23 protein-coding genes are annotated in these 25,274 nt (G+C 60.0%); 14 read left to right on the top strand and 9 right to left on the bottom strand.

Annotation, left to right across the window (positions count from 1 at the left end):
* Positions 1-18: 18 nt before the first annotated feature.
* Both ACYYKW_RS11380 and ACYYKW_RS11375 read right to left on the bottom strand, forming a co-directional pair.
* Positions 19-1,044 carry a histone deacetylase family protein gene (locus ACYYKW_RS11380; protein ID WP_464990146.1) on the bottom strand — a complete coding sequence of 342 codons (1,026 nt, stop codon included), beginning with the start codon at positions 1,042-1,044 and terminating at the stop codon, positions 19-21.
* Between the two features lie 265 nt (positions 1,045-1,309).
* Positions 1,310-2,305 (bottom strand): AraC family transcriptional regulator, encoded by a 996-nt coding sequence (locus ACYYKW_RS11375; protein WP_464990145.1) that lies wholly within the window; start codon positions 2,303-2,305, stop codon positions 1,310-1,312.
* Between the two features lie 352 nt (positions 2,306-2,657).
* Here ACYYKW_RS11375 and ACYYKW_RS11370 point away from each other — a divergent pair, with 352 nt between their 5' ends.
* Positions 2,658-3,062, top strand: coding sequence for a hypothetical protein (locus ACYYKW_RS11370; protein WP_464990144.1), 405 nt, complete (start codon positions 2,658-2,660; stop codon positions 3,060-3,062).
* An 89-nt stretch (positions 3,063-3,151) separates the two neighbouring features.
* Positions 3,152-3,532, top strand: a complete 381-nt coding sequence (locus tag ACYYKW_RS11365; protein ID WP_464990143.1) for a hypothetical protein — start codon at positions 3,152-3,154, stop codon at positions 3,530-3,532.
* A gap of 72 nt (positions 3,533-3,604) precedes the next feature.
* Here the strand turns inward: ACYYKW_RS11365 and ACYYKW_RS11360 are convergent, their stop codons facing one another.
* The 3 genes from ACYYKW_RS11360 to ACYYKW_RS11350 all read right to left on the bottom strand — a co-directional run bounded on the left by ACYYKW_RS11360 (position 3,605) and on the right by ACYYKW_RS11350 (position 8,164).
* Positions 3,605-4,621 carry an asparaginase gene (locus ACYYKW_RS11360; RefSeq protein ID WP_093096758.1) on the bottom strand — a complete coding sequence of 339 codons (1,017 nt, stop codon included), beginning with the start codon at positions 4,619-4,621 and terminating at the stop codon, positions 3,605-3,607.
* 170 nt (positions 4,622-4,791) lie between these two features.
* On the bottom strand, positions 4,792-6,240 hold the full coding sequence (locus tag ACYYKW_RS11355) for an alanine/glycine:cation symporter family protein (protein ID WP_093096762.1): 1,449 nt from the start codon (positions 6,238-6,240) through the stop codon (positions 4,792-4,794).
* Between the two features lie 499 nt (positions 6,241-6,739).
* On the bottom strand, positions 6,740-8,164 hold the full coding sequence (locus ACYYKW_RS11350) for an aspartate ammonia-lyase (RefSeq protein ID WP_093096767.1): 1,425 nt from the start codon (positions 8,162-8,164) through the stop codon (positions 6,740-6,742).
* 180 nt (positions 8,165-8,344) lie between these two features.
* Between ACYYKW_RS11350 and ACYYKW_RS11345 the strand changes: the two genes are divergently transcribed.
* The 5 genes from ACYYKW_RS11345 to ACYYKW_RS11325 all read left to right on the top strand — a co-directional run bounded on the left by ACYYKW_RS11345 (position 8,345) and on the right by ACYYKW_RS11325 (position 12,156).
* Entirely contained in the window at positions 8,345-9,253 is a 909-nt protein-coding gene (locus ACYYKW_RS11345; RefSeq protein ID WP_464990142.1) for a LysR substrate-binding domain-containing protein, read from the top strand.
* A 330-nt stretch (positions 9,254-9,583) separates the two neighbouring features.
* Positions 9,584-10,075: a 5-(carboxyamino)imidazole ribonucleotide mutase gene (gene purE / locus ACYYKW_RS11340; RefSeq protein ID WP_007954291.1), complete on the top strand. Its 492-nt coding sequence runs from the start codon at positions 9,584-9,586 to the stop codon at positions 10,073-10,075.
* Between the two features lie 10 nt (positions 10,076-10,085).
* Positions 10,086-11,168 (top strand): 5-(carboxyamino)imidazole ribonucleotide synthase, encoded by a 1,083-nt coding sequence (locus ACYYKW_RS11335; RefSeq protein ID WP_464990141.1) that lies wholly within the window; start codon positions 10,086-10,088, stop codon positions 11,166-11,168.
* A 112-nt stretch (positions 11,169-11,280) separates the two neighbouring features.
* On the top strand, positions 11,281-11,526 hold the full coding sequence (locus ACYYKW_RS11330) for a GlsB/YeaQ/YmgE family stress response membrane protein (protein ID WP_090287652.1): 246 nt from the start codon (positions 11,281-11,283) through the stop codon (positions 11,524-11,526).
* Positions 11,527-11,619: 93 nt separating this feature from the next.
* Positions 11,620-12,156: a DUF3299 domain-containing protein gene (locus tag ACYYKW_RS11325; RefSeq protein WP_090288674.1), complete on the top strand. Its 537-nt coding sequence runs from the start codon at positions 11,620-11,622 to the stop codon at positions 12,154-12,156.
* A gap of 126 nt (positions 12,157-12,282) precedes the next feature.
* Here ACYYKW_RS11325 and ACYYKW_RS11320 read toward each other — a convergent pair whose 3' ends face one another.
* Positions 12,283-13,182 carry a D-hexose-6-phosphate mutarotase gene (locus ACYYKW_RS11320; RefSeq protein ID WP_464990140.1) on the bottom strand — a complete coding sequence of 300 codons (900 nt, stop codon included), beginning with the start codon at positions 13,180-13,182 and terminating at the stop codon, positions 12,283-12,285.
* A 57-nt stretch (positions 13,183-13,239) separates the two neighbouring features.
* The gene (locus ACYYKW_RS11315; protein ID WP_003229628.1) at positions 13,240-13,644 is read right to left on the bottom strand and encodes an acyl-CoA thioesterase; all 405 of its coding nucleotides are present in this window, start codon (positions 13,642-13,644) and stop codon (positions 13,240-13,242) included.
* A gap of 377 nt (positions 13,645-14,021) precedes the next feature.
* On the opposite strand from ACYYKW_RS11315, the gene ACYYKW_RS11310 reads away from it, so the two are divergent.
* A complete protein-coding gene (locus ACYYKW_RS11310) occupies positions 14,022-15,320 on the top strand; it encodes an MFS transporter (RefSeq protein WP_093096782.1) in 1,299 nt (432 codons plus the stop codon).
* Positions 15,321-15,328: 8 nt separating this feature from the next.
* On the opposite strand, the gene ACYYKW_RS11305 is transcribed toward ACYYKW_RS11310, so the two are convergent.
* Both ACYYKW_RS11305 and ACYYKW_RS11300 read right to left on the bottom strand, forming a co-directional pair.
* Positions 15,329-15,829, bottom strand: a complete 501-nt coding sequence (locus tag ACYYKW_RS11305; protein WP_093096786.1) for a PIN domain-containing protein — start codon at positions 15,827-15,829, stop codon at positions 15,329-15,331.
* Positions 15,826-16,884: a helix-turn-helix domain-containing protein gene (locus ACYYKW_RS11300; protein ID WP_464990139.1), complete on the bottom strand. Its 1,059-nt coding sequence runs from the start codon at positions 16,882-16,884 to the stop codon at positions 15,826-15,828. Before ACYYKW_RS11300 ends, ACYYKW_RS11305 begins: the two co-directional genes overlap by 4 nt.
* Before the next feature lie 187 nt (positions 16,885-17,071).
* Here ACYYKW_RS11300 and ACYYKW_RS11295 point away from each other — a divergent pair, with 187 nt between their 5' ends.
* From ACYYKW_RS11295 to ACYYKW_RS11270, 6 genes are all read left to right on the top strand, one after another.
* A complete protein-coding gene (locus ACYYKW_RS11295; protein WP_090287642.1) occupies positions 17,072-18,070 on the top strand; it encodes a phosphate ABC transporter substrate-binding protein PstS in 999 nt (332 codons plus the stop codon).
* A 413-nt stretch (positions 18,071-18,483) separates the two neighbouring features.
* Positions 18,484-20,517, top strand: coding sequence for an ABC transporter permease subunit (locus tag ACYYKW_RS11290; protein WP_172833306.1), 2,034 nt, complete (start codon positions 18,484-18,486; stop codon positions 20,515-20,517).
* A gap of 16 nt (positions 20,518-20,533) precedes the next feature.
* Positions 20,534-22,204: a phosphate ABC transporter permease PstA gene (gene pstA, locus ACYYKW_RS11285; RefSeq protein ID WP_090287637.1), complete on the top strand. Its 1,671-nt coding sequence runs from the start codon at positions 20,534-20,536 to the stop codon at positions 22,202-22,204.
* Positions 22,205-22,386: 182 nt separating this feature from the next.
* On the top strand, positions 22,387-23,220 hold the full coding sequence (pstB, locus tag ACYYKW_RS11280; RefSeq protein ID WP_090287634.1) for a phosphate ABC transporter ATP-binding protein PstB: 834 nt from the start codon (positions 22,387-22,389) through the stop codon (positions 23,218-23,220).
* 111 nt (positions 23,221-23,331) lie between these two features.
* Positions 23,332-24,093: a phosphate signaling complex protein PhoU gene (phoU, locus tag ACYYKW_RS11275; RefSeq protein WP_016772483.1), complete on the top strand. Its 762-nt coding sequence runs from the start codon at positions 23,332-23,334 to the stop codon at positions 24,091-24,093.
* 177 nt (positions 24,094-24,270) lie between these two features.
* Entirely contained in the window at positions 24,271-25,227 is a 957-nt protein-coding gene (locus tag ACYYKW_RS11270) for a response regulator (RefSeq protein ID WP_336356527.1), read from the top strand.
* Positions 25,228-25,274: the final 47 nt, after the last annotated feature.

The raw sequence follows: 25,274 nt of genomic DNA, 5'->3' as shown, positions 1-25,274 counted from the left end.
GCTTGAAGATGATGGGATTTATCGCTCGAAACCTTCCAGCACGTTCACCGCGTTGATGCCGATTTCTTCCACGGCATAGCCACCCTCCATGACAAACAGGGTCGGCTTGCCAAGCGCGGCGATGCGTTTGCCCATGGCCAGGTAATCGGGGCTGTCGAGCTTGAATTGTGAGATCGGATCGTCCTTGAAGGTGTCGACGCCGAGCGACACGACGATGACGTCGGCGCCGTAACCTTCGATTTCCTTGCAGGCCCGCTCCAGCGCGGCACTCCACGCGTCCCAACCGGAACCGGCCGGCAACGGATAGTTGAAATTGAAGCCTTCACCAGCGCCTTCGCCACGTTCGTCGTCATAGCCGAGGAAGAACGGAAATTCCGCTTCCGGGTGGCCGTGGATCGAGGTGAACAGCACGTCGCTGCGCTGATAGAAAATCGATTGGGTACCGTTGCCGTGGTGGTAATCGACGTCAAGGATCGCAACCTTCGTGTGGCCCTGATCGAGGAACGCCTGCGCGGCGATAGCGGCGTTGTTGAGGTAGCAATATCCGCCCATCAGGTCACTGGCGGCGTGGTGTCCCGGTGGACGGCACAGGGCGAAGGCGCTGCGTGCGCCGCGCTGGATCGCGGCTTGCGCGGTCAGCGCCACTTGCGCTGCGCTGTAGGCTGCTTGCCAGGTCCCGGCCGTGATCGGTGCGCCGCCGTCGAAGCTGTAGTAACCGAGCTGGCCATGCAGGCTGGTCGGTTTGATCGCGCGCAGGGTGCGCGCCGGCCAGGTGTACGGCAGCAAGTCGCCGTCGGTATTGAATTCGGTCCAGCGCGCCCAGGCGCCCTTGAAGAAGTCCAGATAGTCGCGGTCATGAATGCGTGCGATCGGCTCCAGACCGAAATCCTGCGGTGCTTCAACCGGGCCGAGGTTCTGGCTTTTCACTCGCTGCAAAACATGGTCGGCGCGTGAAGGCATCTCGAAGCAGGGTTTGAGCTGTCCATCGATGAGCTCGCAGCGGCCATGGTGCAGGTGGTGATCGTCCGAGTAGATCGTCAGCATTTGTTGTTCTCCGCAAGGCTGGTTCGGTGGCCTTCAGTGTTGCGGCGCAAGGTCAATCGGAGAACGGCAGGAGCGGCCAAAAGGGGATGGATCTGGCCAAAAGCTGTGTCCGCAATTCGCCCCTTCGATTTGAATCCACCCTCCATCGGCGCTTGGAACAAGGCCCCTGCAGGAGTGAGCCTGCTCGCGATAGCGGTCTGTCAGTTACCAATAAAGCTTTCTGATACACCGCAATCGCGAGCAGGCTCACTGCTACATTCTGTCCTCAGTGTGGGCGAAACTGGCTCGGCGCCACACCGCTCCAGCGCACAAACGCATGGCGGAAACTTGCGGTCTCGCTGAACCCCAAAGTCTCGGCGATGCGGTAGATCGGCAACTGATCCTCACACAGCATCTGCTTGGCCCGCTCGAAACGCAGCTCATCGAGCAGTTCCTGGTAGCTGCTGCCCATGTCCTTGAGGTGTCGGCGCAAAGTGCGCGGTGAGCATTTCATTTGCTGCGCCAGACCGTCGAGCCCTGGCGCGGCGTTCAACTGCGCGCTGAGCAACTGCCGAATCCGTCCGAGCCAGGCCTGGCGTCCGGTGAATTCAAGGTTCTGTTTGCGGCAGCGCTCGGCCATGGCTTGATGGGTAATGCTGTCGGCCAATGGCAGCGGTTGGTCCAGCCATTGGCGCTCGAAGGCGAACGCATTGTCCCCGGCACCGAAGTGCAGCGGCGCATCGAAATGCTCGGCGTAACTGTCGCGGTAGTCCGGCGCGGCATGTTCGAAGCGTGTCGCGAGCAGTGGCAATGAATGCCCGAGCAAGTCATCGCAAATGACCTTCAGCGAGACCAGGCAGAATTCGGCGTTGAACACTGCCATGGCCGGGCTCTCACGGTAATCGGCGGCGGCAAACCAGATGCGCTCGCCGTCATCTTCAAGGCTCAACTCGAAAAGTGTTCCCAGCAGCGCCGGATAACGAATCGCCAAGCGCAATGCGTCACCGAAGGTGGCACACGTGAGCAAGGCGTACCCGAGGATGCCGTAGCAGGAAACATGCATGCGCCGTCCCAGTTCCAGGCCAATGTCCCGCTTGAGTGCGACCGCGTTGGCGCAGACCTGCATCTCCTGATTGGTGGTGATGCGTGTGTCGGCCCGTTGCAAATCCGCGGCGGTGATGCCGCTGCCGGCCAGCAACGCCTCGCTCGACAAGCCTTCGGCCTTGAAGGTGTTGAGAATCAGCGAGACCGCGTTGAGGGTGGTGAGGTGGGAGTGGAGCATGGGCATCTTCCGGAAACAGACCGTGGAATCACAGCAAGTTACGTGCCGCCATGCTAGGTCGATTAGTTGGTTCAATCAAGTTGGTCGCCGCTTGTGCAAATAAGAACAAGATACTGTTAATGGCTTGTAATAAATAGCACAGCATGTCGTGCACCTCAGGTTATTCTTTTTTCTTTGTGAATGGCACTGTAATAGTTGACAGGTTTTCGACGCAAAAATGCCCGCTCGTCTGAATTAGGATGCTTTTAGAAAGTACGAATTTGTTGTTTGTTTTTTTCTTGACCGGTTGCTTTTTCGGGTCTAGTTTTGTTTTGGAAGTTTCGTTAATCAAGTATTGAAGGGAGCGTGCGCCATGACTGGTTCGTCGAATGAAAAGTCAAAGTCTGAAAATAAGGCTGTAACAGGAGAGTTAAGCGTTATAGTCAATGGTAAGCAGGAAACGCTTAGAGCGTTTCAGTTGTTTGATATTAGTGGAAGTCTGGTCTTTATGTTTGGTGATGCCAGTTCGCACACTGGCGTGGTTAGTACAAGATTTCCGAAAGAGAAATTGGGGCAGGAGCTTGTATATATCGAAGGTGATTCGAGTGTGAATGTCAGTTATAGCGTTAATAGTGAACATGTTTCCTGGAGCGGTGGCAAGATCAGGGTGGCTACAAAGGATGATGGTGGTTACGAAGGGACTCTTCAAGCAGTTATTTCGGCGCCGGGTTCAAGCTGGAATCTAACCGGCGGGGAATTCACAGTCAACAACGCATAAGCTACGTTCCAGTAAGATATTCAATCATCTCTATCAACTGGACTGGCTTCAGGCCGGCGGCATTATAGTTTCCCTGAGAGGAGTTAATCATGGCTGACAATAAATCGAATGTGAAAATTGGAGCCGCTGGAGTAGAAGTATCTGGCGAGTTGACGGCATTTATCGACGGCAGTACCCAGCCGGAATCTTTTCTCGCTTTCAAGTGTGATGTGGATCCCAATGATCCAAGTCTCATTGTGGCGTCGTTTGGGCAGCAAGGCGTCTATTCTGTAACGCTAAAGAATGGCGAGTTTGCAAATGTTTTTATCTTTAAAGACCTTGCCTTTGTTCCAGCGCAGTCAGTATCAAAGTTAGAAATAAATCGAGGGGCGGAGAAGGGGCATTATTACGGTGAGATCGAAGCCCGTTTTGCTCATGAAGATATTCCAGAAAGTATAACGGGTAAGTTTGTAGTAACGAAAAACGCATAGTTGCTATGAGCCGCTCCCTTTGAGGTTCAGGGAGAGCGGCTCGCGACTCAATGCGGCTTTGGTAACCTGGACTTAGCCCACATGCGCTGCCAGTTCACCGCAAAGATCCAACTCGATCAACTGTCTCGCCTCGGCAGTGTCCAGTCCGGCGCCTAGCAAACCTTGCAACTTACCGAACGCCGCTTCCCGGGTCATGCCACCACCGGACAGCACACCAGCACCGCGTAAGCGACTACCCGCCTCATACACATCCAGCTCGACGCCACCTTCATGGCACTGCGTGACCGCTACCACCACAACACCGTTATCCCGTGCCCGACCAAGGCTGGCGAGGAACTCAGGGTTATCGCTCGGCCCGGTGCCGCTGCCGTAGCATTCCAGCACCAATCCTTGAATGCCGCTGTCGAGCAAGCCGTTTAGATTTTCGGCGCTGATGCCCGGAAACAACGGCAGCACGGCAACCTTGGCCAGTTGTTTCGGCTGGTTGTAGTGCAACGACGCTGGAATCGAAGGGGCTTTGAGACCGCCGCCCTGACGCTCCAGACGCTTGAACGGATGACGGCCGGAGCTGCGCACCTTCGCGCAACGGGTTGGCGGCAGCAGTTCGCCGTGGAAGTACAAATGCACGCCGGGCGCCAGCCCCTGGCCGAGAGCGACCAGTGCGCCACTGAGGTTTTCCCAGGCATCGCTGTCGGTAACGCCGGCGGGCAGCATCGAACCGGTGAAGCACACGCGAGCCTGCAGGCCGAGCAGTTGAAAGCTCATCGCCGCCGCGCTGTACGCCAGCGTGTCGGTGCCATGCAGGATCAATACGCTGTCGCAACCCTGCACGTCGACGGCATCGACCACCGCATCGCGCAGTTGCTGCCAATAGTCAGGGGTCATGTTGGCGCTGTCGATCAGCGGCGACATCTCGCGAAAGCGCCACTGCGGCACGACCAGCTCCGGCTGACTGTGCAGATATTCGCGCATGCGCGCTTCGAAACCGGACGCCGGGGCCAGACCGTTGGCGCTGGCCTGCATGCCGATGGTGCCACCGGTGTAGAGCACCATGACGTGTTGGGCGGCGGGATAAGTCGACGAATTCATGGGATTCTCCGAAACGATGAGGGCCCTGTGGGAGCGAGCCTGCTCGCGAAAGCGATGTGTCAGTCAGCCTTGTATCAACTGACGGATAGCATTCGCGAGCAGGCTCACTCCTACAAGTTATTGCACCACAATAACTGACGGGCGCAGGGGATGCGCCCGTCATTCACCTGTCAGCGTTGCGCGGCAGGTACGCCTTGCGGCTCGGCTTCGGTCTTGCCTGCAGCTGCTGGCGGGTTGGCCGGCCAGGCGTTGCGATCCAGATCCAGATCGAGGAATTTGCTCGAGTCGAACACCGGCTGCTTGACGCCGGCGCGACGCTGCTCATCGTAGTCGCGCATGACGCGCATGCCGACCTTGAACAGCATGGCCAGGGCCAGCAGGTTAACGAACGCCAGGCAGGTCATGGTGATGTCGGCAAAGGCGAATACGGTCGTGAGGTCCTGCATCGAACCCCACACCACCAGTGCCAGCACCAGACCTCGGAAAATCATCAGTGCGGCGCGGTTGCGGGTGAGGAATTGCAGGCTGTTCTCGCCCAGGTAGTAGTTGTAGAGGATGCAGGTGAAGACGAACAGCGACAGCGCGACGCTGACGAACATGCGACCCCAGTCACCGACCACGGCGGCCAGCGAGTTCTGGGTCAGGACAATGCCGTCACCTTCGAAACCCGGGGTGTAGAAGCCCGACAGCAGAATCAGCAGCGCGGTGCAGGTGCAGATCACGAAGGTGTCGAGGAACACGCTGAATGCCTGGACCACGCCCTGCGCGCCCGGGTGCTTGACGGCCGCCACGGCGGCGACGTTCGGCGCACTGCCCAGGCCCGCTTCGTTGGCGAACACGCCACGCTTTACGCCCATGACGATGGCGCTGCCGAGCAGGCCGGCAAAGGCCGGGTCTAGACCGAAGGCGCTTTTGAAGATGGTTTCCAGCATCGCTGGCACGTGTTCGATCTGGGTGCCGATCACGTACAGGGTCACGCCGATATAGGCCAGCGTCTTGATCGGTACCAACAGGTCGGACACCGAAGCGATACGCTTGATGCCGCCGATGAAGGTGATGGCCAGCAGCACGGCCAGTACGATACCGGTGTGTTGTGGGTTGAACTCGAAGGCATTCTGCAGCGAGTGCGTCACGGTGTAGGACTGCAGGCCAATGAAGGCGAAGCCGTAGGTGACCAGCAGCAGAATGGAGAACACCACCGCCATGCCTTTAAGCTTGAGGCCATGCTGGATGTAATAGGCCGGGCCACCACGGTACAGACCGTCACCATCGGCGCGCTTGTAGACCTGGGCCAGGGTGCACTCGAAGAAGCTGCTGGACATGCCGACCAGTGCGGTCACCCACATCCAGAACACCGCACCCGGACCACCAAGGGTCACGGCGATGCCGACACCAGCGATGTTACCCGCGCCTACGCGGCCGGCGAGGCTGAGCATCAAGGCCTGGAATGAGCTGAGTTGCCCGGCGCTGCCTTTGAGGCTGTCGCGGAACACCGCAAACATATGGAAGAAGTGGCGCAGTTGAACGAAACGCGAGCGAATCGTGAAGTAGCTACCGAGCCCGACAATGAGCACGATCAGTACTTTCCCTGAGAGGAAGTCGTTGATGACTTCGAGCATGGATTTTTCCTCGCTGTTTTTTGTGAGAGCAAATGCTGGATCGGAGAAACATCGTGTTACACCGCTGTGCGCACGGCACAACGGGTGAGGCGAAGGTTTCGTCCCGGATCCATATCGCGGGTTTTGTTATTAGTTCGGGTTTCGCATGGGTTATGGCCTCGTTACCGACGACCGCTCACGCGAAGAGGGGCGGCACTATACCGATCAGTGGCGCGCCCGTCTGCACGGTTGTGGTGCAAGCGACGAAACGAAGCGTTGAAACACCCGGCGTAACCGGCGCCGGGCTTTTGCAGGAGTGAGCCTGCTCGCGATGCAGGCGCTGCGGTTCTCATGGCACACCGCGTCATCGTTCATCGCGAGCAGGCTCACTCCCACAGAAGACGTTTGTCCTTCAAACGGTTAAAAAAAAGGGCTCGGGGAACAGGTCCCCAAGCCCTCAAAAGGTGAGAGGTGTCTAGTCCCTCGACCTGGTGAGCGGTGCTACAAGTTACGTGTCGGTTCAGGCTTTGAGCGGAACCAGACGCGGGGCAATCATGTTTTCCGGACGCAGGATGTCGGCGAGCATGGCTTCGTCGAGCAGGCCTTCTTCACGTACCAGTTCCAGCACGCCGCGGCCGCTTTCAAGGGCGAGGCCGGCGATGCGCGTGGCGTTTTTGTAGCCGATGTACGGGTTCAGTGCGGTGACCAGCCCGATCGAGTGTTCGACCAGTTCGCGGCAGCGCGCTTCGTTGGCGGTGATGCCGACGATGCAGTGCTCGCGCAGCATGTCCATGGCGCGTTGCAGCAGGCGGATCGAGTCGAAGATCTTGAAGGCGATCAGCGGTTCCATCACGTTCAGTTGCAGTTGGCCGCCTTCGGCGGCCATGGTCAGCGCCAGGTCGTTACCGATGACCTGGAACGCCACCTGGTTTACCGCTTCCGGGATCACCGGGTTAACCTTGCCAGGCATGATCGAGCTGCCTGGCTGACGCGCCGGCAGGTTGATTTCGTTGATGCCGGTGCGCGGGCCGCTGGACAGCAGACGCAGGTCGTTGCAGATCTTCGACAGCTTGACCGCGGTGCGCTTGAGCATGCCGGAGAACAGCACGAAGGCGCCCATGTCGGAAGTCGCTTCGATCAGGTCGGCCGCCGGCACCAGCGGTTGGCCGCTGATCAGCGCCAGACGCTGTACCGCCAGTGCTTGATAACGCGGGTCGGCGTTGATGCCGGTACCGATCGCGGTGCCGCCCAGGTTCACTTCGGTGAGCAGTTCCGGGGCCAGCGTCTTCAGACGGGCCAGGTCTTCGCCCATGGTGGTGGCGAAGGCACGGAATTCCTGGCCGAGGGTCATCGGCACGGCGTCTTGCAGTTGGGTACGGCCCATTTTCAGGACGTGATCGAACTCTTTGCCCTTGGCCGCGAAGGCCTGGATCAAGCTGTCGAGGCTCGCCAGCAGAGTGTCGTGACCGAGCAGCAGACCCAGGCGAATGGCCGTCGGGTAGGCGTCGTTGGTCGACTGCGCCATGTTCACGTCGTCATTCGGGTGCAGGTACTGGTACTCGCCTTTCTGGTGACCCATTGCCTCTAGCGCAATGTTGGCGATCACTTCGTTGGCGTTCATGTTGGTGGACGTACCGGCGCCACCTTGAATCATGTCGACCACGAACTCTTCGTGGAAATCACCGCGGATCAATCGGGCGCAGGCTTCGCTGATGGCAGCGTGCTTGGCTTCGCTCAGGTGACCCAACTCGCGGTTGGCGTCAGCGGCGGCCTGTTTGACCATCGCCAGGCCCACAACCAGTTTCGGGTAATGCGAAATCGGAACGCCGGAGAGACGGAAGTTATTCACCGCTCGCAGGGTCTGGATGCCGTAATACGCTTGCGCCGGTACGTCGAGGGCGCCAAGCAGGTCGGTTTCTGTGCGGAAAGATGCAGCGGAGGACATGATGGAAATCATCTCGATAAGGACCCGGTCTGTGCCGGAACGCTGCGAATGCTAGGCTTGCAGGAAATTTTGGGCCAATGCTGTTAAGCGCTGGCCTATGCACATTCGGCATAATGACCATGTGACGCCGCTGGTGCGGCAGACGTGTGACCTGTTTTGGTGCGTGTCCGGGAGGACGTGATGAATCTGGAAAGCAAATGGCTCGAGGACTTCAGTGCTCTGGCCGCCACCCGCAGCTTCTCGCAGGCGGCAGAACGGCGTTTCGTGACCCAGCCGGCGTTCAGTCGGCGGATCCGCAGCCTTGAAGCTGCACTGGGCCTGACGCTGGTCAATCGCTCGCGCACGCCGGTCGAGCTGACGGCGGCGGGGCAGCTGTTTCTAGTGACCGCACGCACCGTGGTTGAACAGCTCGGCGAAGTGCTGCGCCATCTGCATCATCTGGAAGGCGGGCAGGGCGAAGTCATGCAGGTGGCGGCGGCGCACTCGCTGGCGCTGGGTTTTTTCCCGCGCTGGATCGCGCAATTGCGCAATGACGGCTTGAACATCGCCACGCGGCTGGTGGCGACCAACGTCGGCGACGCGGTGCACGCCTTGCGCGAGGGCGGTTGCGATCTGATGCTGGCGTTTTACGACCCGGATTCGGCGATGCAGATGGACCCGGAAATCTTCCCTTCGCTGCATCTGGGCCAGACCGAAATGCTCCCGGTGTGCGCGGCGGACGGCGAGGGCAAGCCGTTGTTCGACCTGGAGGGCGAGGCAAGCGTGCCGCTGCTGGCCTACAGCGCCGGGGCGTTCCTCGGGCGTTCGGTGAACGGTCTGCTGCGCCAGCGCCAGTTGCGCTTCACCACGATCTACGAAACCGCCATGGCCGACAGCCTGAAAAGCATGGCGCTGGAAGGCCTCGGGATCGCCTGGGTGCCACAATTGAGCGTGCGCGCCGAGTTGGCCCGTGGCGAACTGGTGGTCTGCGGCGGTCCGCAATGGCATGTGCCGCTGGAGATTCGCCTGTATCGCTGCGCCCTGGTGCGCAAGGCCAACGTGCGATTGCTGTGGCGCAAGCTCGAAGGCGGCGCTGCACAATCCTCCTGACCCACCACAAACCCCTGTAGGAGTGAGCCTGCTCGCGATTGCGTCTGCACATTCAATGTTGATGAGACTGATCCACCGCTATCGCGAGCAGGCTCTCTCCTACAGGGGATTTACAGTGTTCTGTCGCTGACCTTAAGGTCAACAAAACCGGGCTTTTGCGGCAGAAGACAGATGGTCGCGCAGGGGGCTGCTTATTGCTTTCTTTGCGGTATACTGCGCGGCCTTCGGCCGGCACGTCCGGCCATTTTTCGTACAATCAAGCCACGCAACCTGCGTGGCTTGTTGTTTTATGACGCGCCTGCGGGCGCTCCTGAGAGAAGAGGCGCGACGATGAGTGCACTGGTTGGCGTGATCATGGGCTCCAAGTCCGATTGGTCCACCCTTAGCCACACCGCCGATATGCTGGAAAAGCTCGGCATCCCGTACGAGGTCAAAGTGGTCTCTGCCCACCGCACCCCGGATCTGCTGTTCCAGTACGCCGAAGAGGCTGAAGGCCGTGGCATCGAGGTAATCATTGCCGGTGCCGGTGGCGCTGCCCACTTGCCGGGCATGTGCGCGGCCAAGACCCACCTGCCGGTGCTGGGCGTGCCGGTCCAGTCGGCCATGCTCTCGGGCGTCGATTCGCTGCTGTCGATCGTGCAGATGCCGGCGGGCATTCCGGTCGCCACCCTGGCCATCGGCAAGGCCGGCGCGATCAACGCCGCCCTGCTCTCGGCGAGCATTCTCGGCGCCAAGCATCCGCAGTTCCACGCGGTACTGAAAACCTTCCGTGCCGAGCAGACAGACAGCGTCCTGGACAATCCAGATCCACGTATTGCCTGAGGTTGTTGAGATGAAGATCGGTGTAATCGGTGGCGGCCAGTTGGGTCGCATGTTGGCCCTGGCGGGTACTCCGCTGGGGATGAACTTCGCTTTTCTCGACCCTGCGCCGGACGCCTGTGCCGCCGCGTTGGGCGAACACCTGCGGGCCGATTACGGCGATCAGGATCATCTGCGCCAACTGGCCGATGAAGTCGATCTGGTGACCTTCGAATTCGAAAGTGTCCCGGCCGAAACCGTGGCGTTCCTCTCGCAATTCGTGCCGGTCTACCCGAGTGCCGAAGCCCTGCGCATCGCTCGCGACCGCTGGTTCGAAAAGAGCATGTTCAAGGATCTGGGGATTCCGACCCCGGCCTTCGCCGACATCCAGTCGCAAGCCGATCTGGACGCCGCTGTTGCTGCGATCGGTCTGCCGGCCGTGCTGAAAACCCGCACCCTGGGTTATGACGGCAAGGGCCAGAAAGTCCTGCGCACGTCGCAAGACGTGGTCGGTACGTTCGCCGAGCTGGGCAGCGTCGCCTGCCTGCTCGAAGGCTTCGTGCCGTTCACCGGTGAAGTCTCGCTGATCGCCGTGCGCGCTCGCGATGGCGAGACGAAGTTCTATCCGCTGGTGCACAACACCCACGACAGCGGCATTCTCAAATTGTCGGTGGCCAGCACCGATCATCCGTTGCAGGCACTGGCGGAAGACTATTCCAGCCGCGTGCTCAAGCAGCTCGATTACGTCGGCGTAATGGCGTTCGAATTCTTTGAGGTCGACGGTGGCCTCAAGGCCAACGAAATCGCCCCGCGCGTGCACAACTCCGGGCACTGGACCACCGAAGGCGCCGAGTGCAGCCAGTTCGAAAACCATCTGCGCGCCGTTGCCGGCCTGCCGCTGGGTTCGACCGCCAAGGTCGGCGAGAGCGCCATGCTGAATTTCATCGGCGTGGTTCCGCCAGTGGAGAAGGTCATCGCCATTGAAGACTGCCACCTGCATCACTACGGCAAAGCCTTCAAGGCCGGACGCAAGGTCGGTCACGCCAACCTGCGTTGCGCCGACATGGCTACGCTGCAGGCGCAGATCGTCAAGGTTCAAGCGCTGATTGCCGAGTAACGGCAGTTTCATGTGACAACGGCGGAACCATTCAGGGACCGCCGTTCTCTCATGGCAGGATGCGAAACTCTGACTAGGCTTTCGCATATCTACCAAATCAGAGGGAAATGTCATGGGAATTATCGGAACCATCTTTATCGGCTTGATCGTCGGCCTGCTCGCGCGGTTCCTGAAACCGGGCAATGACAGCATGGGCTGGATCATGACCATCCTGCTCGGTATCGGCGGTTCGCTGGCGGCCACTTATGGCGGCCAGGCTCTGGGCATTTATCAGGCGGGCGAGGGTGCCGGTTTCATCGGTGCGCTGGTTGGTGCGATCGTGCTGCTGGTGATCTACGGCCTGATCAAAAAGAACTGATCCAAAGCGACAAAGCCCTCTCTGCCAAACTGGCCGGGAGGGCTAGAATGCTCGGCGATTCAACGTTCCTTCCTTTCTATGCCGAGCACCTTCATGCGCCGTCTTTTGTTGACTCTCCTCTTGCTGGGCAGCGGTTTGGCCCACGCCGGCGAACTGCCGGAAACCGACTGGCTCGAACTGATGCCCAAGTCGGATCAGAAAGCCCTCGAGGCCATGCCTGAAATCGACCACAACACCCCGGAAGCCACCGGCACCTTCACCGAGAAGGGCGGAATGAAGCAGGCCAAAGGTCTGCCGGCGGTGATGTACTCGACCAAAACCGTGGCGTCGATGAATGACAAGCACATCCGCATCGGGGGTTACCCGGTGCCGCTGGAGTCCGACGCCAAGGGCCGCAGCACGCTGTTTTTCCTCGTGCCGTATCCGGGCGCGTGCATCCACGTGCCGCCACCGCCGCCGAATCAGCTGGTGCTGGTGCGTTATCCGAAGGGTTTGAAGCTGGACGATATCTACACGCCGTTGTGGGTGACCGGCACGCTGAAAATCGAGAAGGTCAGCAACGACCTGGCCGATGCGGCGTATGCGCTGGAGGCGGACAAGGTGCGGGTGGTGCAGGAAGCTGATCTCTAACAGCCACCCCAAACCAACTGTGGGAGCCAGCCTGCTGGCGATAGCGGTCTGTCAGAGACTTTTCCGTTGCCTGACACAACGCCATCGCCAGCAGGCTGGCTCCCACATTTCGTATAGCGGTGTAGCTTAGAGCGGTGTCGCGGCGACGCTGACACCCATCGTATGGCTCGCCCCCGGTGCGAGGGTGACGATGTCATCCATCACATTCGCGGTCTCGATGCACAGCATGCGCTGCCAGCCATCGTTGTCCATGTCCGGCAATGCGGCGGCGCGGTCGATCCACGGGTTCCAGATCACCGCCGTGCGCGAACCCGTCGAGGTCAGCTCGATGCGTCGTTCCCGGGTCGGATCGACAATGCTCAGTTGCGGCGGCGCGTCGAGGTAGATGCGGTCGGTTTCGCCGGCAAACTGCAGATCGCCTTGCTGGCTGGCAATGTTCCAGTCGTCCAGGGTCTCGATGTAATCCAGCCCGGCGACACCGTCGACCTGCACGTTACGCACGTCACTGACGGCGAAATACGTGTGCAGCGCCTGGCTGAGGGTCACGCTGTCGGTGCCGTGGTTGTGGCTGGTCAGGCTGTAGCTCAACTGATCTGCCAGATGCAAAGTCAGGGTCAGATCGACTTCGTGGGGCCAGCCCGGCAGGCCACCTTCCGGGTAGGGCAGTTTGAACTCGACCTTGACGCCGTCAGCCTCCGACTCGATGCCGCCCAGTTCCCAATCCATCGCCCGCACCAGACCGTGCGCGGGGGCCGGCTGTGCGCCGGTGTACATGGCCTGCACGCTCTGCGGGTTGCGTTCGAACTTGCCGAACCACGGCCAGCACACCGGTACGCCGGCACGGATGCTCTTGCCAGTCTTGAAGTCGGCCTTGTCGTTGAGCCAGATGATCGGCGGCTGGCCGTCGACCTGGTAACTGAGGATGTGCGCGCCTTGCTGGGCCACCAGCACTTCGGCCTTGCCGTGGCGGATGCGCCAGCAGTTCAGTTCATCCTGTTTCACGGCTTCAACGTTGGGCGTGTTCATGGGCAACTCTCGATCAGACACTGGGGACGACTATCGACCGCAAAACGGCCGCGAGGTTTAACGCGCGCGTGGCGGCACCGAACGGGTGCGACCGCTGCCGTCGATGGCGACGAAGACGAAGACCGCTTCGGTGACCTTGCGCCATTCGCTGGACAGTGGGTCATCGCTCCACACTTCGACCATCATCTGGATCGAGCTGCGGCCGATTTCCAGGGTCTGGGTATAAAAGGACAACTGCGCGCCAACGGCCACCGGCACCAGAAACGCCATGCGGTCGATCGCTACCGTGGCGACACGGCCGCCGGCGACGCGACTGGCCATGGCGGTGCCAGCCAGGTCCATCTGCGCGACCAGCCAGCCGCCGAAAATATCGCCAAAGCCGTTGGTTTCGCGCGGGAGCGCGGTGATTTGCAGGGCCAGGTCGCCCTGTGGGATCGGATCTTCTTGTTCGAGCTCTATCATGCCGAGGGGCCTCTGACCCGTGACTCTTCGTGGGTATTGCGGGTGGTAGCCGTCTTCGGGAAAAACGATTCAACACCGAACACACTGCGTTCGTCACGTTTTCCATCAGGCGCCTAAAGGGAAACTCTGCGAAAAAGGCTAAATCCCGAGCAAAGGGCGGGCCAACAACGTTTTCGCACAGCAACCTCTTACAAAACCTGCGCAGGTGGCGAGTATATCGGTCGGTAGACTCCACGACGACCGTCCGGTTCTGATTTCGACCGTCAATTACGCGCCTCTATGTGCTTTTTCGAACAATTTGCTATGGTGCCGAACCTGTCCGAGCCACCGCCAGCGTTGTTGTGGCGACAGATTCGACTATAAGAGAAGCCCTTGCCATGACCACAGCGCCTTCGAGCCTCGCGCAGCCCGAGCAACCCGCACGACCGTTGACCCGCAATGACTACAAGACCCTGTCGCTGTCCGCCCTTGGCGGGGCGCTGGAATTTTACGATTTCATCATCTTCGTATTCTTCGCCACCGTGGTCGGCAAGCTGTTCTTCCCGGCCGACATGCCCGAGTGGCTGCGGCTGATGCAGACGTTCGGCATCTTCGCTGCCGGCTACCTCGCCCGGCCGCTGGGCGGCATCGTCATGGCGCACTTCGGCGACCTGCTGGGGCGCAAGAAGATGTTCACCCTGAGCATTTTCATGATGGCCGTGCCGACCCTGATCATGGGCCTGTTGCCAACGTATGCGCAGATCGGCATCTGGGCACCGATCCTGCTGTTGTTGATGCGCGTCATTCAGGGCGCGGCGATCGGCGGGGAAGTGCCGGGGGCGTGGGTCTTCGTTTCCGAACACGTCCCGCAAAAACACATCGGCTACGCCTGCGGCACGCTCACCAGCGGCTTGACTGCCGGTATTCTGCTCGGCTCGCTGGTCGCCACGGCGATCAACAGCATTTATACGCCGGCGGAAGTCTCCGACTACGCATGGCGGATCCCGTTCCTGCTGGGCGGTGTGTTCGGCCTGTTCTCCGTGTACCTGCGCCGCTGGCTGCACGAAACCCCGGTGTTCGCCGAGCTGCAGCAGCGCAAGGCACTGGCCGAAGAAGTACCGCTGCGCGCGGTGCTGCGTGATCACCGCGGCGCGATCGCGATTTCGATGCTGCTGACCTGGTTGCTGTCGGCCGGCGTGGTCGTGGTGATCCTGATGACCCCGACCGTGCTGCAAACGGTCTATCACTTCTCGCCAACCACCGCGTTGCAGGCCAACAGCCTGGCCATCGTCTTCCTCAGCCTGGGTTGCATCGGTGCTGGCGCACTGGCCGATCGCTTCGGTGCCGGTCGCGTTTTCGTTTTCGGCTGCCTCGGCCTGCTGATCAGCTCGTGGACTTTCTATCACAGCCTCGCCGACCACCCGGACTGGCTGTTCCCGCTGTACGCATTGACCGGTCTGCTGGTCGGCACCATCGGTGCGGTGCCGTATGTGATGGTCAAGGCGTTCCCGCCGGTGGTGCGCTTCAGCGGCTTGTCGTTCTCCTACAACGTCGCGTACGCGATCTTTGGCGGCTTGACACCGATGGTGGTGAGTCTGCTGCTCAAGGAAAGCGCGATGGGGCCTGCTTATTACGTGGCGGTGCTGTGCGGGATGGGGATTCTTGTAGGTGCGTGGCTGTGGAAAAAGGGGCGCTGATCTGTACTTCAGATTACGTAAGGCTCTCGCCAGCGCGAGAGCCTTGCTTCGCACTCGCCAGCCGGTAGTCGGGCGCCGTGCTCAAGCATGTGGTCCAAGGCATTTGCTGCGTGCTGTTCGTTGATCACTTTATGCTCAACCATAAGATCCAGTAACCAAAGTGCACCGTGTACCCGCAGCCCATCGCGTTGTGCCTGCCGCCGTAACCTGCCATCTCCAGTCAAGAGCGGCCGTCCTGTTTCCTGCGCCAGCAAGTAGCAAGACACGTCCGCCAGTGAGCTGTTGTTGTGCTCGATTTTCAACCCGAAAAGTTTGATCACACCAGATTCATCAAATGACTCGACGCTCAATCCTCGCTTGAGCAGTTCTTCATGTGGGAAGTCGGCGAGCTCTTGCATTACGAAGTCGGTACAACAAAGGGTGAAGGGCAGTTGGAACATTTGCTCCAGTAGTCCGGCATTTCTAAAGTCGATCCAGATATTCGTATCGCTGATGTAGATCAGACTCATGCATTCTCCAGTGAACCCAGGAAATTAGGGTCCAATGCGCTCACCGGCTTGCGCAGGAGTTCAGCAGCTCTGGATTTGCTGATCAGTCCTTCGGCCAGCGCCCAGAATGCCAGGGACTCAAATCGTTGTGGCGGCTTGCATGGCAGAGGTTCGGGTTCCGACTTGCGCCAGCCGTTTGCACTGAACTGGATGGTCAGTGACTTATAGCCACTTTCGCTGAGCAGCTTCAGATCCTTCAGGCGTCTGAGCGCCGCATGCATCGATATGCCGTATTGGCGCTTGGCAATCAGCAGTTCTCTTGGGTGAACTCTGGAGCGAGGATGGCTGCCGAAATCACTGGTGACGCCTTTTGCCGGATAGAGGAAGGCCCCGGCAAATCGATGGCAGCAATTTTCCTTGTCTTTCTCGGGCATGTCCTCAGGTAATGCCATGACCCAGTGACCGAGTTCGTGAGCGGCAGTAAACCTGATGCGTTCGCCTGGTCGATTGGCATTCAATGCAATCAACACATGCTCGCCGTTACCGGTGGCAGCACAGGCTCCATCGAAATCATCAGGACCTTTGAGCATCGCTACCTTGATGCTGTGCTCCTCCAGTTGCTCGGTGAGGTTGGCAATCGGGTCGCTGCCGATTCCCCAGACCTGGCGAAGCTCTTCAGCCGCTTGCTCGGCTTCATCGAGGCAAGACACCGGGATCATTTGCGCAGGAGTGGCCGGGGTATATATTTCGGCAGGATTGAAACATTCCTCGAGCGCTATGTAGCGCTCGAGGTGTTCGCGGATTTTCTCTTCGACTTGTGCCTGGCGGTATTTAGGCATCTTGGCCAGCTTTCGAAATTCCAACGGCGCAAGCGGAATTGCATCCGCGCGGAAGAAATACTCCGGGCTGACCTGCAGCGCCTTGGCCAATTGCAACAGGCGAGTCGAGCTTGGAGTGCTCAACCCTTTTTCATATTTGCTCAAGGCTTGTTTGGTTATATCGCCAAGCTGATCGGCCAGAGCCTCAAGGGTGAGGCCACTTTGCAGGCGCGCGCGGCGAATACGGTCGTTTATCATAGGGGCCTCTCGTGGTTGACAAGGCTATATTCTGATAGTGATTTGTCAACTCGCCAAACGTTTCTTCTTATTTGCTGGCGGCAATACTGGCCTTTCATCCAATTGTCATATTTCAGCCATAGAGTGTTCACACGGCCTGCTGATACTTGGCCCCGACTTAACACACCCTATCTGCTAGGAGTAAGGCATGAAACTGAAGCGTTTGATGGCGGCAATGACTTTTGTCGCTGCTGGCGTTGCGACTGCCAACGCGGTTGCCGCTGTTGACCCTGCTATCCCGAGCTACACCAAGACCACTGGTGTGTCGGGCAACCTGTCCAGCGTCGGTTCCGATACCCTGGCCAACCTCATGACCCTGTGGGCCGAGAACTACAAAAAAGAATACCCGAACGTCAACATCCAGATTCAGGCCGCCGGTTCTTCTACCGCGCCACCTGCACTCACCGAAGGCACCGCCAACCTGGGCCCGATGAGCCGCAAGATGAAGGACAACGAGCTGCAGGCTTTCGAGCAGAAGTACGGCTACAAGCCGACTGCCATCCCGGTAGCCGTGGATGCGCTGGCCGTGTTCGTGCACAAGGACAACCCGATCAAGCACCTGACCATGGCTCAGGTCGATGCGATTTTCTCCTCGACACGCCTGTGCGGTGCCAAGGCTGACGTCAAGACCTGGGGCGACCTCGGTGTGACCGGCGACCTGGCCAACAAGCCAGTGCAACTGTTCGGCCGCAACTCGGTATCCGGCACCTATGGCTACTTCAAGGAAGAAGCCCTGTGCAAAGGCGACTACAAGCCAAACGTCAACGAACAACCAGGTTCGGCGTCGGTGGTGCAGTCTATCAGCAGCTCGCTTAACGGCGTTGGCTACTCGGGTATCGGCTACAAGACCGCCAGCGTGAAAACCGTGGCCCTGGCCAAGAAAGAAGGCGGCGAGTTCATCGAAGACACCGAAGAAAACGCCCTGAACGGCAAGTACCCGCTCTCGCGTTTCCTCTACGTATACGTCAACAAAGCCCCGAACAAGCCTCTGGCCCCGCTGGAAGCCGAGTTCGTCAAACTGGTGCTGTCGAAGCAGGGCCAGGAAGTGGTTGTGAAAGACGGCTACATCCCGCTGCCAGCCAAGGTTGCTGCCAAAGCACTGGCTGACCTCGGTCTGCAGGAAGGCGGCTCTGTCGCCAAGCAGTAACAAATCGAGCCCGGCGTAACGCCGGACTCTTTGTGGGAGTGAGCAGGCTCGCTCCCACAATTACCAAATTTTCGACTCCGCTGCCGGGCCTTCCGGGTGGCGGATTTGCTGCGTCACTGCATTGTCATCTTTCTGTCATACAGGATCGCTAGGGTGTGCGCATGAATGATCTGGCCAATTCCCCAATGACTACGACTTCCCCTCCCAAGCGCATTGATTTCAATACGCCTGAGCTGCAACGCAAGCGCCGCATTCGCGCGCTCAAGGATCGCTTCACCCGTTGGTACGTCCTCGTTGGCGGCCTCGCGGTGCTCGCGGCCATCACCCTGATCTTTTTCTTCCTCGCTTACGTGGTTGCGCCATTGTTTCAAGGTGCCGACCTGACCGCGAAAGACTCGATCACCCCGGCCTGGATGCAGGACGCCGGCAAGCCGCTGATGATCTCGCTCGAAGAGCAGAATCAGGTGGCGATGCGCGTCTCCGACAAGGGGCAGGCGTTGTTCTTCGATATCGACAGTGGCGCTGAACTCAAGCGCGTCGATCTGCCAGTGCCGGCCGGCGCCAGCGTGACGTCCATTGGTGAAGACCAGCCGGGTCATCCGCTGGTGGCCGTGGGCCTGTCCAATGGTCAGGCGCTGGTGTTCCGTCACACCTACAAAGTCAGCTACCCCGATGGCAAGAAAACCATCACGCCGGCCATCGAGTTCCCGTACGGTGAGACGCCGATTGCGCTGAACGAAAGTGGTGGTGCGCTGGAGCATGTCAGCCTCAATGCCACCGATACGACCCTGATGCTGGTCGGCTCTACCGGTTCGCAACTCAATGTTCTGTCGCTGACCAGCGAAGAGAACCTGATGACCGGCGAAGTCACCAACGAGCAGCAGCGTATCGATCTGCCGCAGATGACTGAGCCGGTGAAAAACATCTTCGTCGACCCGCGTCAGCAGTGGCTGTACGTGGTCAACGGTCGCGCTCAGGCCGATGTCTTCAGTCTGCGCGACAAGAGCCTCAACGGTCGCTACAAGCTGCTGGAGAATGCTGACGCCGAAGTCACCGCGACCACGCAACTGGTTGGTGGTATCTCGCTGATCATCGGCGACTCCAAGGGCGGTCTGGCCCAGTGGTTCATGGCCCGTGACACCGATGGCGAGCAGCGCCTGAAGCAGATTCGCACGTTCCAGATGGGCACCACACCCATCGTTGAAATCGCCGCTGAAGAACGCCGCAAAGGCTTCCTCGCCCTCGACGCCAGCGGCAAGCTTGGGGTGTTCCACAGCACCGCGCACCGCACGCTGCTGGTCGATCAGGTTGTCGACGGCCAGGGCCTGTTCGGTCTGTCGCCGCGCGCCAACCGGGTGATCGTCGAAGCCGGCGGCAAGCTGCAACCGTTGCTGCTCGACAACCCGCACCCGGAAGTATCGTGGAGCGCGCTGTGGAGCAAGGTCTGGTACGAGAACTACGACGAGCCCAAGTACGTCTGGCAGTCGACTGCCGCCAACACCGATTTCGAGCCGAAACTGAGCCTGTCACCACTGACCTTCGGCACCTTGAAAGCCGCGTTCTACGCGATGCTGCTGGCCGCGCCACTGGCCGTTGCCGCAGCGATCTACACCGCGTACTTCATGGCCCCGGGCATGCGCCGCAAGGTCAAGCCGGTGATCGAACTGATGGAAGCGATGCCGACGGTGATCCTCGGTTTCTTCGCCGGTCTGTTCCTCGCGCCATATGTGGAGGGGCATCTGCCGGGCATCTTCAGCCTGCTGATGCTGTTGCCGATCGGCATCCTCGTCGCCGGTTTCACTTTCAGCCGCCTGCCTGAGTCGATCCGCCTGAAAGTCCCGGACGGCTGGGAAAGTGCACTGCTGATTCCGGTGATCCTGTTCGTGGGCTGGCTGTCGCTGTACATGAGCCCGTTCATGGAGAACTGGTTCTTCGGCGGCGACATGCGCATGTGGATCTCCCACGACCTGGGCATCACCTACGACCAGCGCAACGCACTGGTGGTCGGTCTGGCCATGGGTTTCGCGGTGATCCCGAACATCTACTCGATCGCCGAAGACGCCGTGTTCAGCGTGCCGCGTGGCTTGACCCTCGGTTCGCTGGCCCTCGGTGCTACACCGTGGCAGACCATGACCCGCGTGGTCATCCTCACCGCCAGCCCGGGGATCTTCTCGGCGCTGATGATCGGCATGGGCCGCGCAGTCGGTGAAACCATGATCGTGCTGATGGCCACCGGTAACACCCCGGTCATGGAAATGAACCTGTTCGAAGGCCTGCGCACCCTGGCCGCCAACGTTGCAGTGGAAATGCCTGAGTCGGAAGTCGGCGGCAGCCACTACCGCGTGCTGTTCCTCTCGGCGCTGGTGCTGCTGTTGTTCACCTTCGTCATGAACACCCTGGCAGAACTGATTCGTCAGCGTCTGCGCAAGAAATACTCGTCGCTTTAAGCAAAGGTAGAAGTCTGTGAAACAGAACTCCCTGAAAGGATGGTTCAAGAGCGGCGCCCCAGGCGTCTGGATCAGCGGTGGCGCGGTGTCCATCGCGGTCATCATGACCATTGGCCTGTTGGCAGTGATTGCCGTGCGCGGTCTCGGTCATTTCTGGCCGGCAGACCTGATCCACGCGCATTACGACGTGCCCGGCCAGGCCAATCACCTGATCGTCGGCGAAGTGGTGCAGAAAGAAGAAGTGCCTCGCGCCCGTCTGAAGAGTGCCGGCCTGCCGGTGCCTGACGAAGGTCCGGAATTCATGACCCGCGAGCTGGTCAAGGTCGGCAACCGCGACCTGAACGGCAACGACTTCACGTGGATCGTCGGCGACTGGCTGACCAAGCAGACCACGCCGCCGGAGTTGATGGCGATCGAGCGTCGCGAGTGGGGCAATTTCTACGGCTACCTGGTCAACGTTAAACAGGACGGCAAGGTGATCGCCGAAGGCGAGGCCGCGTGGCCTGAGCTGCAAGCGCGCATCGATCGGGTCAACGATCTCGCGGCTCAATTGAAAACGCTGGAAAAAACCGACATCGGCGCGATCAACGCCGGCCTTGAGCGCATCCGTCTGCACGGTCGCAAACTCGAGCTGGAAGGCAAGCTCGATGCCACCGCGCAAGCGGACATGGCGTCCGAGCGCGCCGAGCTGGACGCGCGCTACAAAGACATCGAAGCGCGTCTGTCCGATCTGCATGCACAGTTCAACCGCGACGCCTTGACCGCCCGTGACGCCAACGGCAAGGAAATCGAAATCGGTCTGGGCAAAGTCGTGCATGCCTACCAGCCAAACGGCATGAGCACGTTCACCAAGGTCGGCTTCTACTTCAGCAAGATCTGGGAATTCCTCTCGGATGACCCGCGTGAAGCGAACACCGAGGGCGGGATCTTCCCGGCGATCTTCGGCACCGTGATGATGACCCTGATCATGGCGATGATCGTGACCCCGTTCGGCGTACTGGCGGCGGTGTACCTGCGCGAATACGCCAAGCAGAACACCCTGACGCGTGTGATTCGTATCGCAGTGAACAACCTTGCCGGTGTACCGGCGATCGTTTATGGCGTGTTCGGTCTGGGTTTCTTCGTCTACGTGCTCGGTGGTTCGGTCGACCGCTTGTTCTTCCCTGAAGCACTGCCGGCGCCGACCTTCGGTACACCGGGTCTGCTGTGGGCCTCGCTGACGCTGGCCCTGCTGGCAGTGCCGGTGGTGATCGTCGCGACCGAAGAAGGTCTGGCGCGGATCCCGCGTACCGTGCGCGAAGGTTCGCTGGCACTGGGCGCGACCAAGGCGGAAACGCTGTGGAAGATCGTCATCCCGATGGCCAGCCCGGCCATGATGACCGGCATGATCCTCGCCGTGGCCCGTGCCGCCGGTGAAGTGGCGCCGCTGATGCTGGTGGGTGTGGTGAAACTGGCGCCGTCGCTGCCGGTGGATGGCAACTACCCGTACCTGCACCTGGACCAGAAGATCATGCACCTGGGCTTCCACATTTATGACGTCGGCTTCCAGAGCCCGAACGTCGAAGCGGCCCGACCGCTGGTGTACGCCACGGCGCTGTTGCTGGTGCTGGTGATCGCGACGCTGAACCTGTCGGCGGTGTATATCCGCAACCACCTGCGTGAAAAGTACAAAGCACTGGATAGTTAACACAAACCCTGTGGGAGCTGGCTTGCCAGCGATGGCATCACCGCGGTGTAACTGAAACACCGCGTCGCCTGCATCGCTGGCAAGCCAGCTCCCACAGGTGCCGCGACAACACTGAATTTGCGTTACCCGCTGGCTAGGCCTGCGGTTCAACAAACCGAATTTGTCAGCACAGGGAGCCTCCCATGCAGCACGAAACACACAGCCACGGCATCAACATGTCTGCCCTGGGCCGCGACAAGCAGAGCCTGAATCTCGAACAGGAAACCGTGGCCATCGAAGTGCCCGGCCTGAGCCTGTACTACGGCGAGAAGCAAGCGCTGTTCGACGTCAGCATGAATATTCCGAAGCAGCGCGTGACCGCGTTCATCGGCCCGTCCGGTTGCGGCAAGTCGACTTTGCTGCGCACCTTCAACCGCATGAACGATCTGGTTGACGGCTGCCGCGTTGAAGGCGCGATCAACCTGTACGGCAACAACATCTATCGCAAGGGCGAAGACGTTGCCGAGCTGCGTCGTCGCGTCGGCATGGTGTTCCAGAAGCCCAACCCGTTCCCGAAGACCATCTACGAAAACGTGGTGTACGGCCTGCGCATCCAGGGCATCAACAAGAAGCGCATCCTCGACGAAGCCGTTGAATGGGCGTTGAAAGGCGCGGCCCTGTGGGACGAAGTCAAAGACCGTCTGCACGACTCGGCGCTTGGCTTGTCCGGTGGTCAGCAACAGCGTCTGGTGATCGCTCGCACCATCGCGGTCGAACCGGAAGTTTTGCTGCTCGACGAACCGTGCTCGGCCCTCGACCCGATCTCGACGCTGAAAGTCGAAGAGCTGATCTACGAGCTGAAATCCAAGTTCACCATCGTCATCGTCACGCACAACATGCAGCAGGCGGCGCGGGTGTCCGACTACACGGCGTTCATGTACATGGGCAAACTGGTGGAATTCGGCGACACCGATACCCTGTTCACCAATCCGGCGAAGAAGCAGACCGAAGACTACATTACCGGTCGCTATGGCTGACCGAACAGCTGCAAGCCGCAAGCTTCAAGCGGCCAGTAGGAGCGGTTCGAGTACGACACAAATCAGCTTGCAGCTTGTAGCTTGCAGCTCATGGCTTTTGCGGAGCAAATCATGATTTCGAAGGAAGGTTTAACCCATCACATTTCCGCGCAGTTCAACGCCGAACTGGAAGAAGTGCGCAGCCACCTGCTGGCCATGGGCGGGCTGGTCGAGAAGCAGGTCAACGACGCCGTCACGGCGCTGATCGAGGCCGACTCCGGCCTGGCTCAGCAAGTGCGCGAGATCGACGACCAGATCAACCAGATGGAACGCAACATCGACGAAGAATGCCTGCGCATTCTTGCTCGGCGTCAGCCGGCCGCGTCGGACTTGCGTCTGATCATCAGCATTTCCAAATCAGTGATCGACCTTGAGCGCATCGGCGACGAAGCGACCAAGATCGCCCGCCGTGCCATCCAGTTGTGCGAGGAAGGCGAAGCGCCGCGCGGTTACGTCGAGGTTCGCCACATCGGCGACCAGGTGCGCAACATGGTCCGCGATGCGCTGGACGCTTTCGCGCGTTTCGACGCCGATCTGGCTTTGTCGGTGGCGCAGTACGACAAGATCATCGACCGCGAATACAAAACCGCCCTGCGCGAGCTGGCGACCTACATGATGGAAGACCCGCGCTCTATCTCGCGGGTTCTGAGCATCATCTGGGTCCTGCGCTCGCTGGAGCGCATCGGCGACCACGCGCGCAACATCTCGGAACTGGTGATCTACCTGGTCCGCGGCACCGACGTGCGGCACATGGGCCTCAAGCGCATGAAAGAAGAAGTTGAAGGCACCAGCGCCGAAACCGCTAATGTTCCGGGCGAAGCTGACGATAAGTAAGATTGCCTGAGAAAAGCGCCCGGCCCTTTGGCCGGGCGTTTTTGTTTGTGCTTTTCATAGGTACAACCGAATTAAAAAGCAGCACCCGCGAACGAAAAGTCCCGGCGTGACTGAAGAGTTTTGGCAATGTGCCATCAGCCAGCGTTATGCTTGCCGGGATTTTAATAGGGGTGTTGGATGAGCAAGATCAGTGTGTTGGTCGTGGACGATGCTTCGTTCATTCGTGACCTGGTGAAAAAGTGCCTGCGTAATTACTTCCCGGGGATTCGCACCGAGGACGCCGTGAACGGTAAAAAGGCCCAGGCCATGCTGGCCAGAGAAGCCTTCGACCTGGTGTTGTGCGATTGGGAAATGCCGGAAATGTCCGGCCTCGAATTGCTGACCTGGTGCCGCGAGCAGGACAATCTCAAGACCATGCCGTTCGTCATGGTGACCAGCCGGGGCGACAAGGAAAACGTCGTGCAGGCGATTCAGGCTGGCGTGTCCGGCTACGTCAGCAAACCGTTCACCAACGAGCAGTTGCTGACCAAGGTCAAGCAGGCGCTGAACAAGGTCGGCAAGCTCGACACCCTGATGAACAGCGCGCCGACCAAGATGAACTCGGCATTCGGCAACGATTCGCTGAGCGCACTGACTGGCGGCAAGCCTGCCGTGGTCGGCGCTGCCCCGGCTGCGGCAGCAGCCAACCCGTTTGCCAAGCCTGCTGCAGCGGCGCCGGCAGCCGCTGCTGCGCCATCGCGCGGTTTGCTCAACGCGCCGCCGGTGCAAGCACCTGCCGCGTCGAAGGCGCCGGTCGGTGGTCGCGGCCAGGGCCAGTTGCGCCTGCCGAGCGGCACCCAGCAATGCGTGATCAAGGCGCTGAGCATCAAGGAAGCGCTGCTGGTGGTGAAGCGCACCGAGACCCTGCCGCAGATCCTCGACAGCGCCGTGCTCGATCTGGAGCAGGGCGACAACGCCGAAGTCGCGCGCCTCAACGGTTACCTGCACGCGGTTGTCGCGGTTGAGCAGAAGCCAGACAGTGAATGGCTGCAACTGACCTTCCGCTTCGTCGATCAGGACGCGCAGAAGCTCGACTACATCTCGCGCCTGATCGCCCGTGGTACGGCGCAGAAGCACTTCGTACCGGGCGCCTGATCTTCGTCGCCTGACAAGTCGCTATCGCCAGCAGGGCTGGCTCCCAC

The sequence above is a fragment of the Pseudomonas sp. 15C genome, from assembly GCF_055484735.1.
This window is presented reverse-complemented; position numbering and strand designations above follow the sequence as displayed.

Coding starts and splice junctions, on each gene's coding strand:
- ACYYKW_RS11290 (WP_172833306.1), top strand. CDS start 18,484: ATGCAGGACGCCGGCAAGCCGCTGATGATCTCGCTCGAAGAGCAGAAT.
- ACYYKW_RS11335 (WP_464990141.1), top strand. CDS start 10,086: ATGAAGATCGGTGTAATCGGTGGCGGCCAGTTGGGTCGCATGTTGGCC.
- purE (WP_007954291.1), top strand. CDS start 9,584: ATGAGTGCACTGGTTGGCGTGATCATGGGCTCCAAGTCCGATTGGTCC.
- phoU (WP_016772483.1), top strand. CDS start 23,332: ATGATTTCGAAGGAAGGTTTAACCCATCACATTTCCGCGCAGTTCAAC.
- ACYYKW_RS11365 (WP_464990143.1), top strand. CDS start 3,152: ATGGCTGACAATAAATCGAATGTGAAAATTGGAGCCGCTGGAGTAGAA.
- pstB (WP_090287634.1), top strand. CDS start 22,387: ATGCAGCACGAAACACACAGCCACGGCATCAACATGTCTGCCCTGGGC.
- ACYYKW_RS11380 (WP_464990146.1), bottom strand. CDS start 1,044: ATGCTGACGATCTACTCGGACGATCACCACCTGCACCATGGCCGCTGC.
- ACYYKW_RS11350 (WP_093096767.1), bottom strand. CDS start 8,164: ATGTCCTCCGCTGCATCTTTCCGCACAGAAACCGACCTGCTTGGCGCC.
- ACYYKW_RS11270 (WP_336356527.1), top strand. CDS start 24,271: ATGAGCAAGATCAGTGTGTTGGTCGTGGACGATGCTTCGTTCATTCGT.
- ACYYKW_RS11295 (WP_090287642.1), top strand. CDS start 17,072: ATGAAACTGAAGCGTTTGATGGCGGCAATGACTTTTGTCGCTGCTGGC.
- ACYYKW_RS11355 (WP_093096762.1), bottom strand. CDS start 6,240: ATGCTCGAAGTCATCAACGACTTCCTCTCAGGGAAAGTACTGATCGTG.
- ACYYKW_RS11305 (WP_093096786.1), bottom strand. CDS start 15,829: ATGAGTCTGATCTACATCAGCGATACGAATATCTGGATCGACTTTAGA.
- ACYYKW_RS11370 (WP_464990144.1), top strand. CDS start 2,658: ATGACTGGTTCGTCGAATGAAAAGTCAAAGTCTGAAAATAAGGCTGTA.
- ACYYKW_RS11320 (WP_464990140.1), bottom strand. CDS start 13,182: ATGAACACGCCCAACGTTGAAGCCGTGAAACAGGATGAACTGAACTGC.
- ACYYKW_RS11330 (WP_090287652.1), top strand. CDS start 11,281: ATGGGAATTATCGGAACCATCTTTATCGGCTTGATCGTCGGCCTGCTC.
- ACYYKW_RS11360 (WP_093096758.1), bottom strand. CDS start 4,621: ATGAATTCGTCGACTTATCCCGCCGCCCAACACGTCATGGTGCTCTAC.
- ACYYKW_RS11375 (WP_464990145.1), bottom strand. CDS start 2,305: ATGCTCCACTCCCACCTCACCACCCTCAACGCGGTCTCGCTGATTCTC.
- ACYYKW_RS11310 (WP_093096782.1), top strand. CDS start 14,022: ATGACCACAGCGCCTTCGAGCCTCGCGCAGCCCGAGCAACCCGCACGA.
- ACYYKW_RS11325 (WP_090288674.1), top strand. CDS start 11,620: ATGCGCCGTCTTTTGTTGACTCTCCTCTTGCTGGGCAGCGGTTTGGCC.
- ACYYKW_RS11315 (WP_003229628.1), bottom strand. CDS start 13,644: ATGATAGAGCTCGAACAAGAAGATCCGATCCCACAGGGCGACCTGGCC.
- ACYYKW_RS11345 (WP_464990142.1), top strand. CDS start 8,345: ATGAATCTGGAAAGCAAATGGCTCGAGGACTTCAGTGCTCTGGCCGCC.
- ACYYKW_RS11300 (WP_464990139.1), bottom strand. CDS start 16,884: ATGATAAACGACCGTATTCGCCGCGCGCGCCTGCAAAGTGGCCTCACC.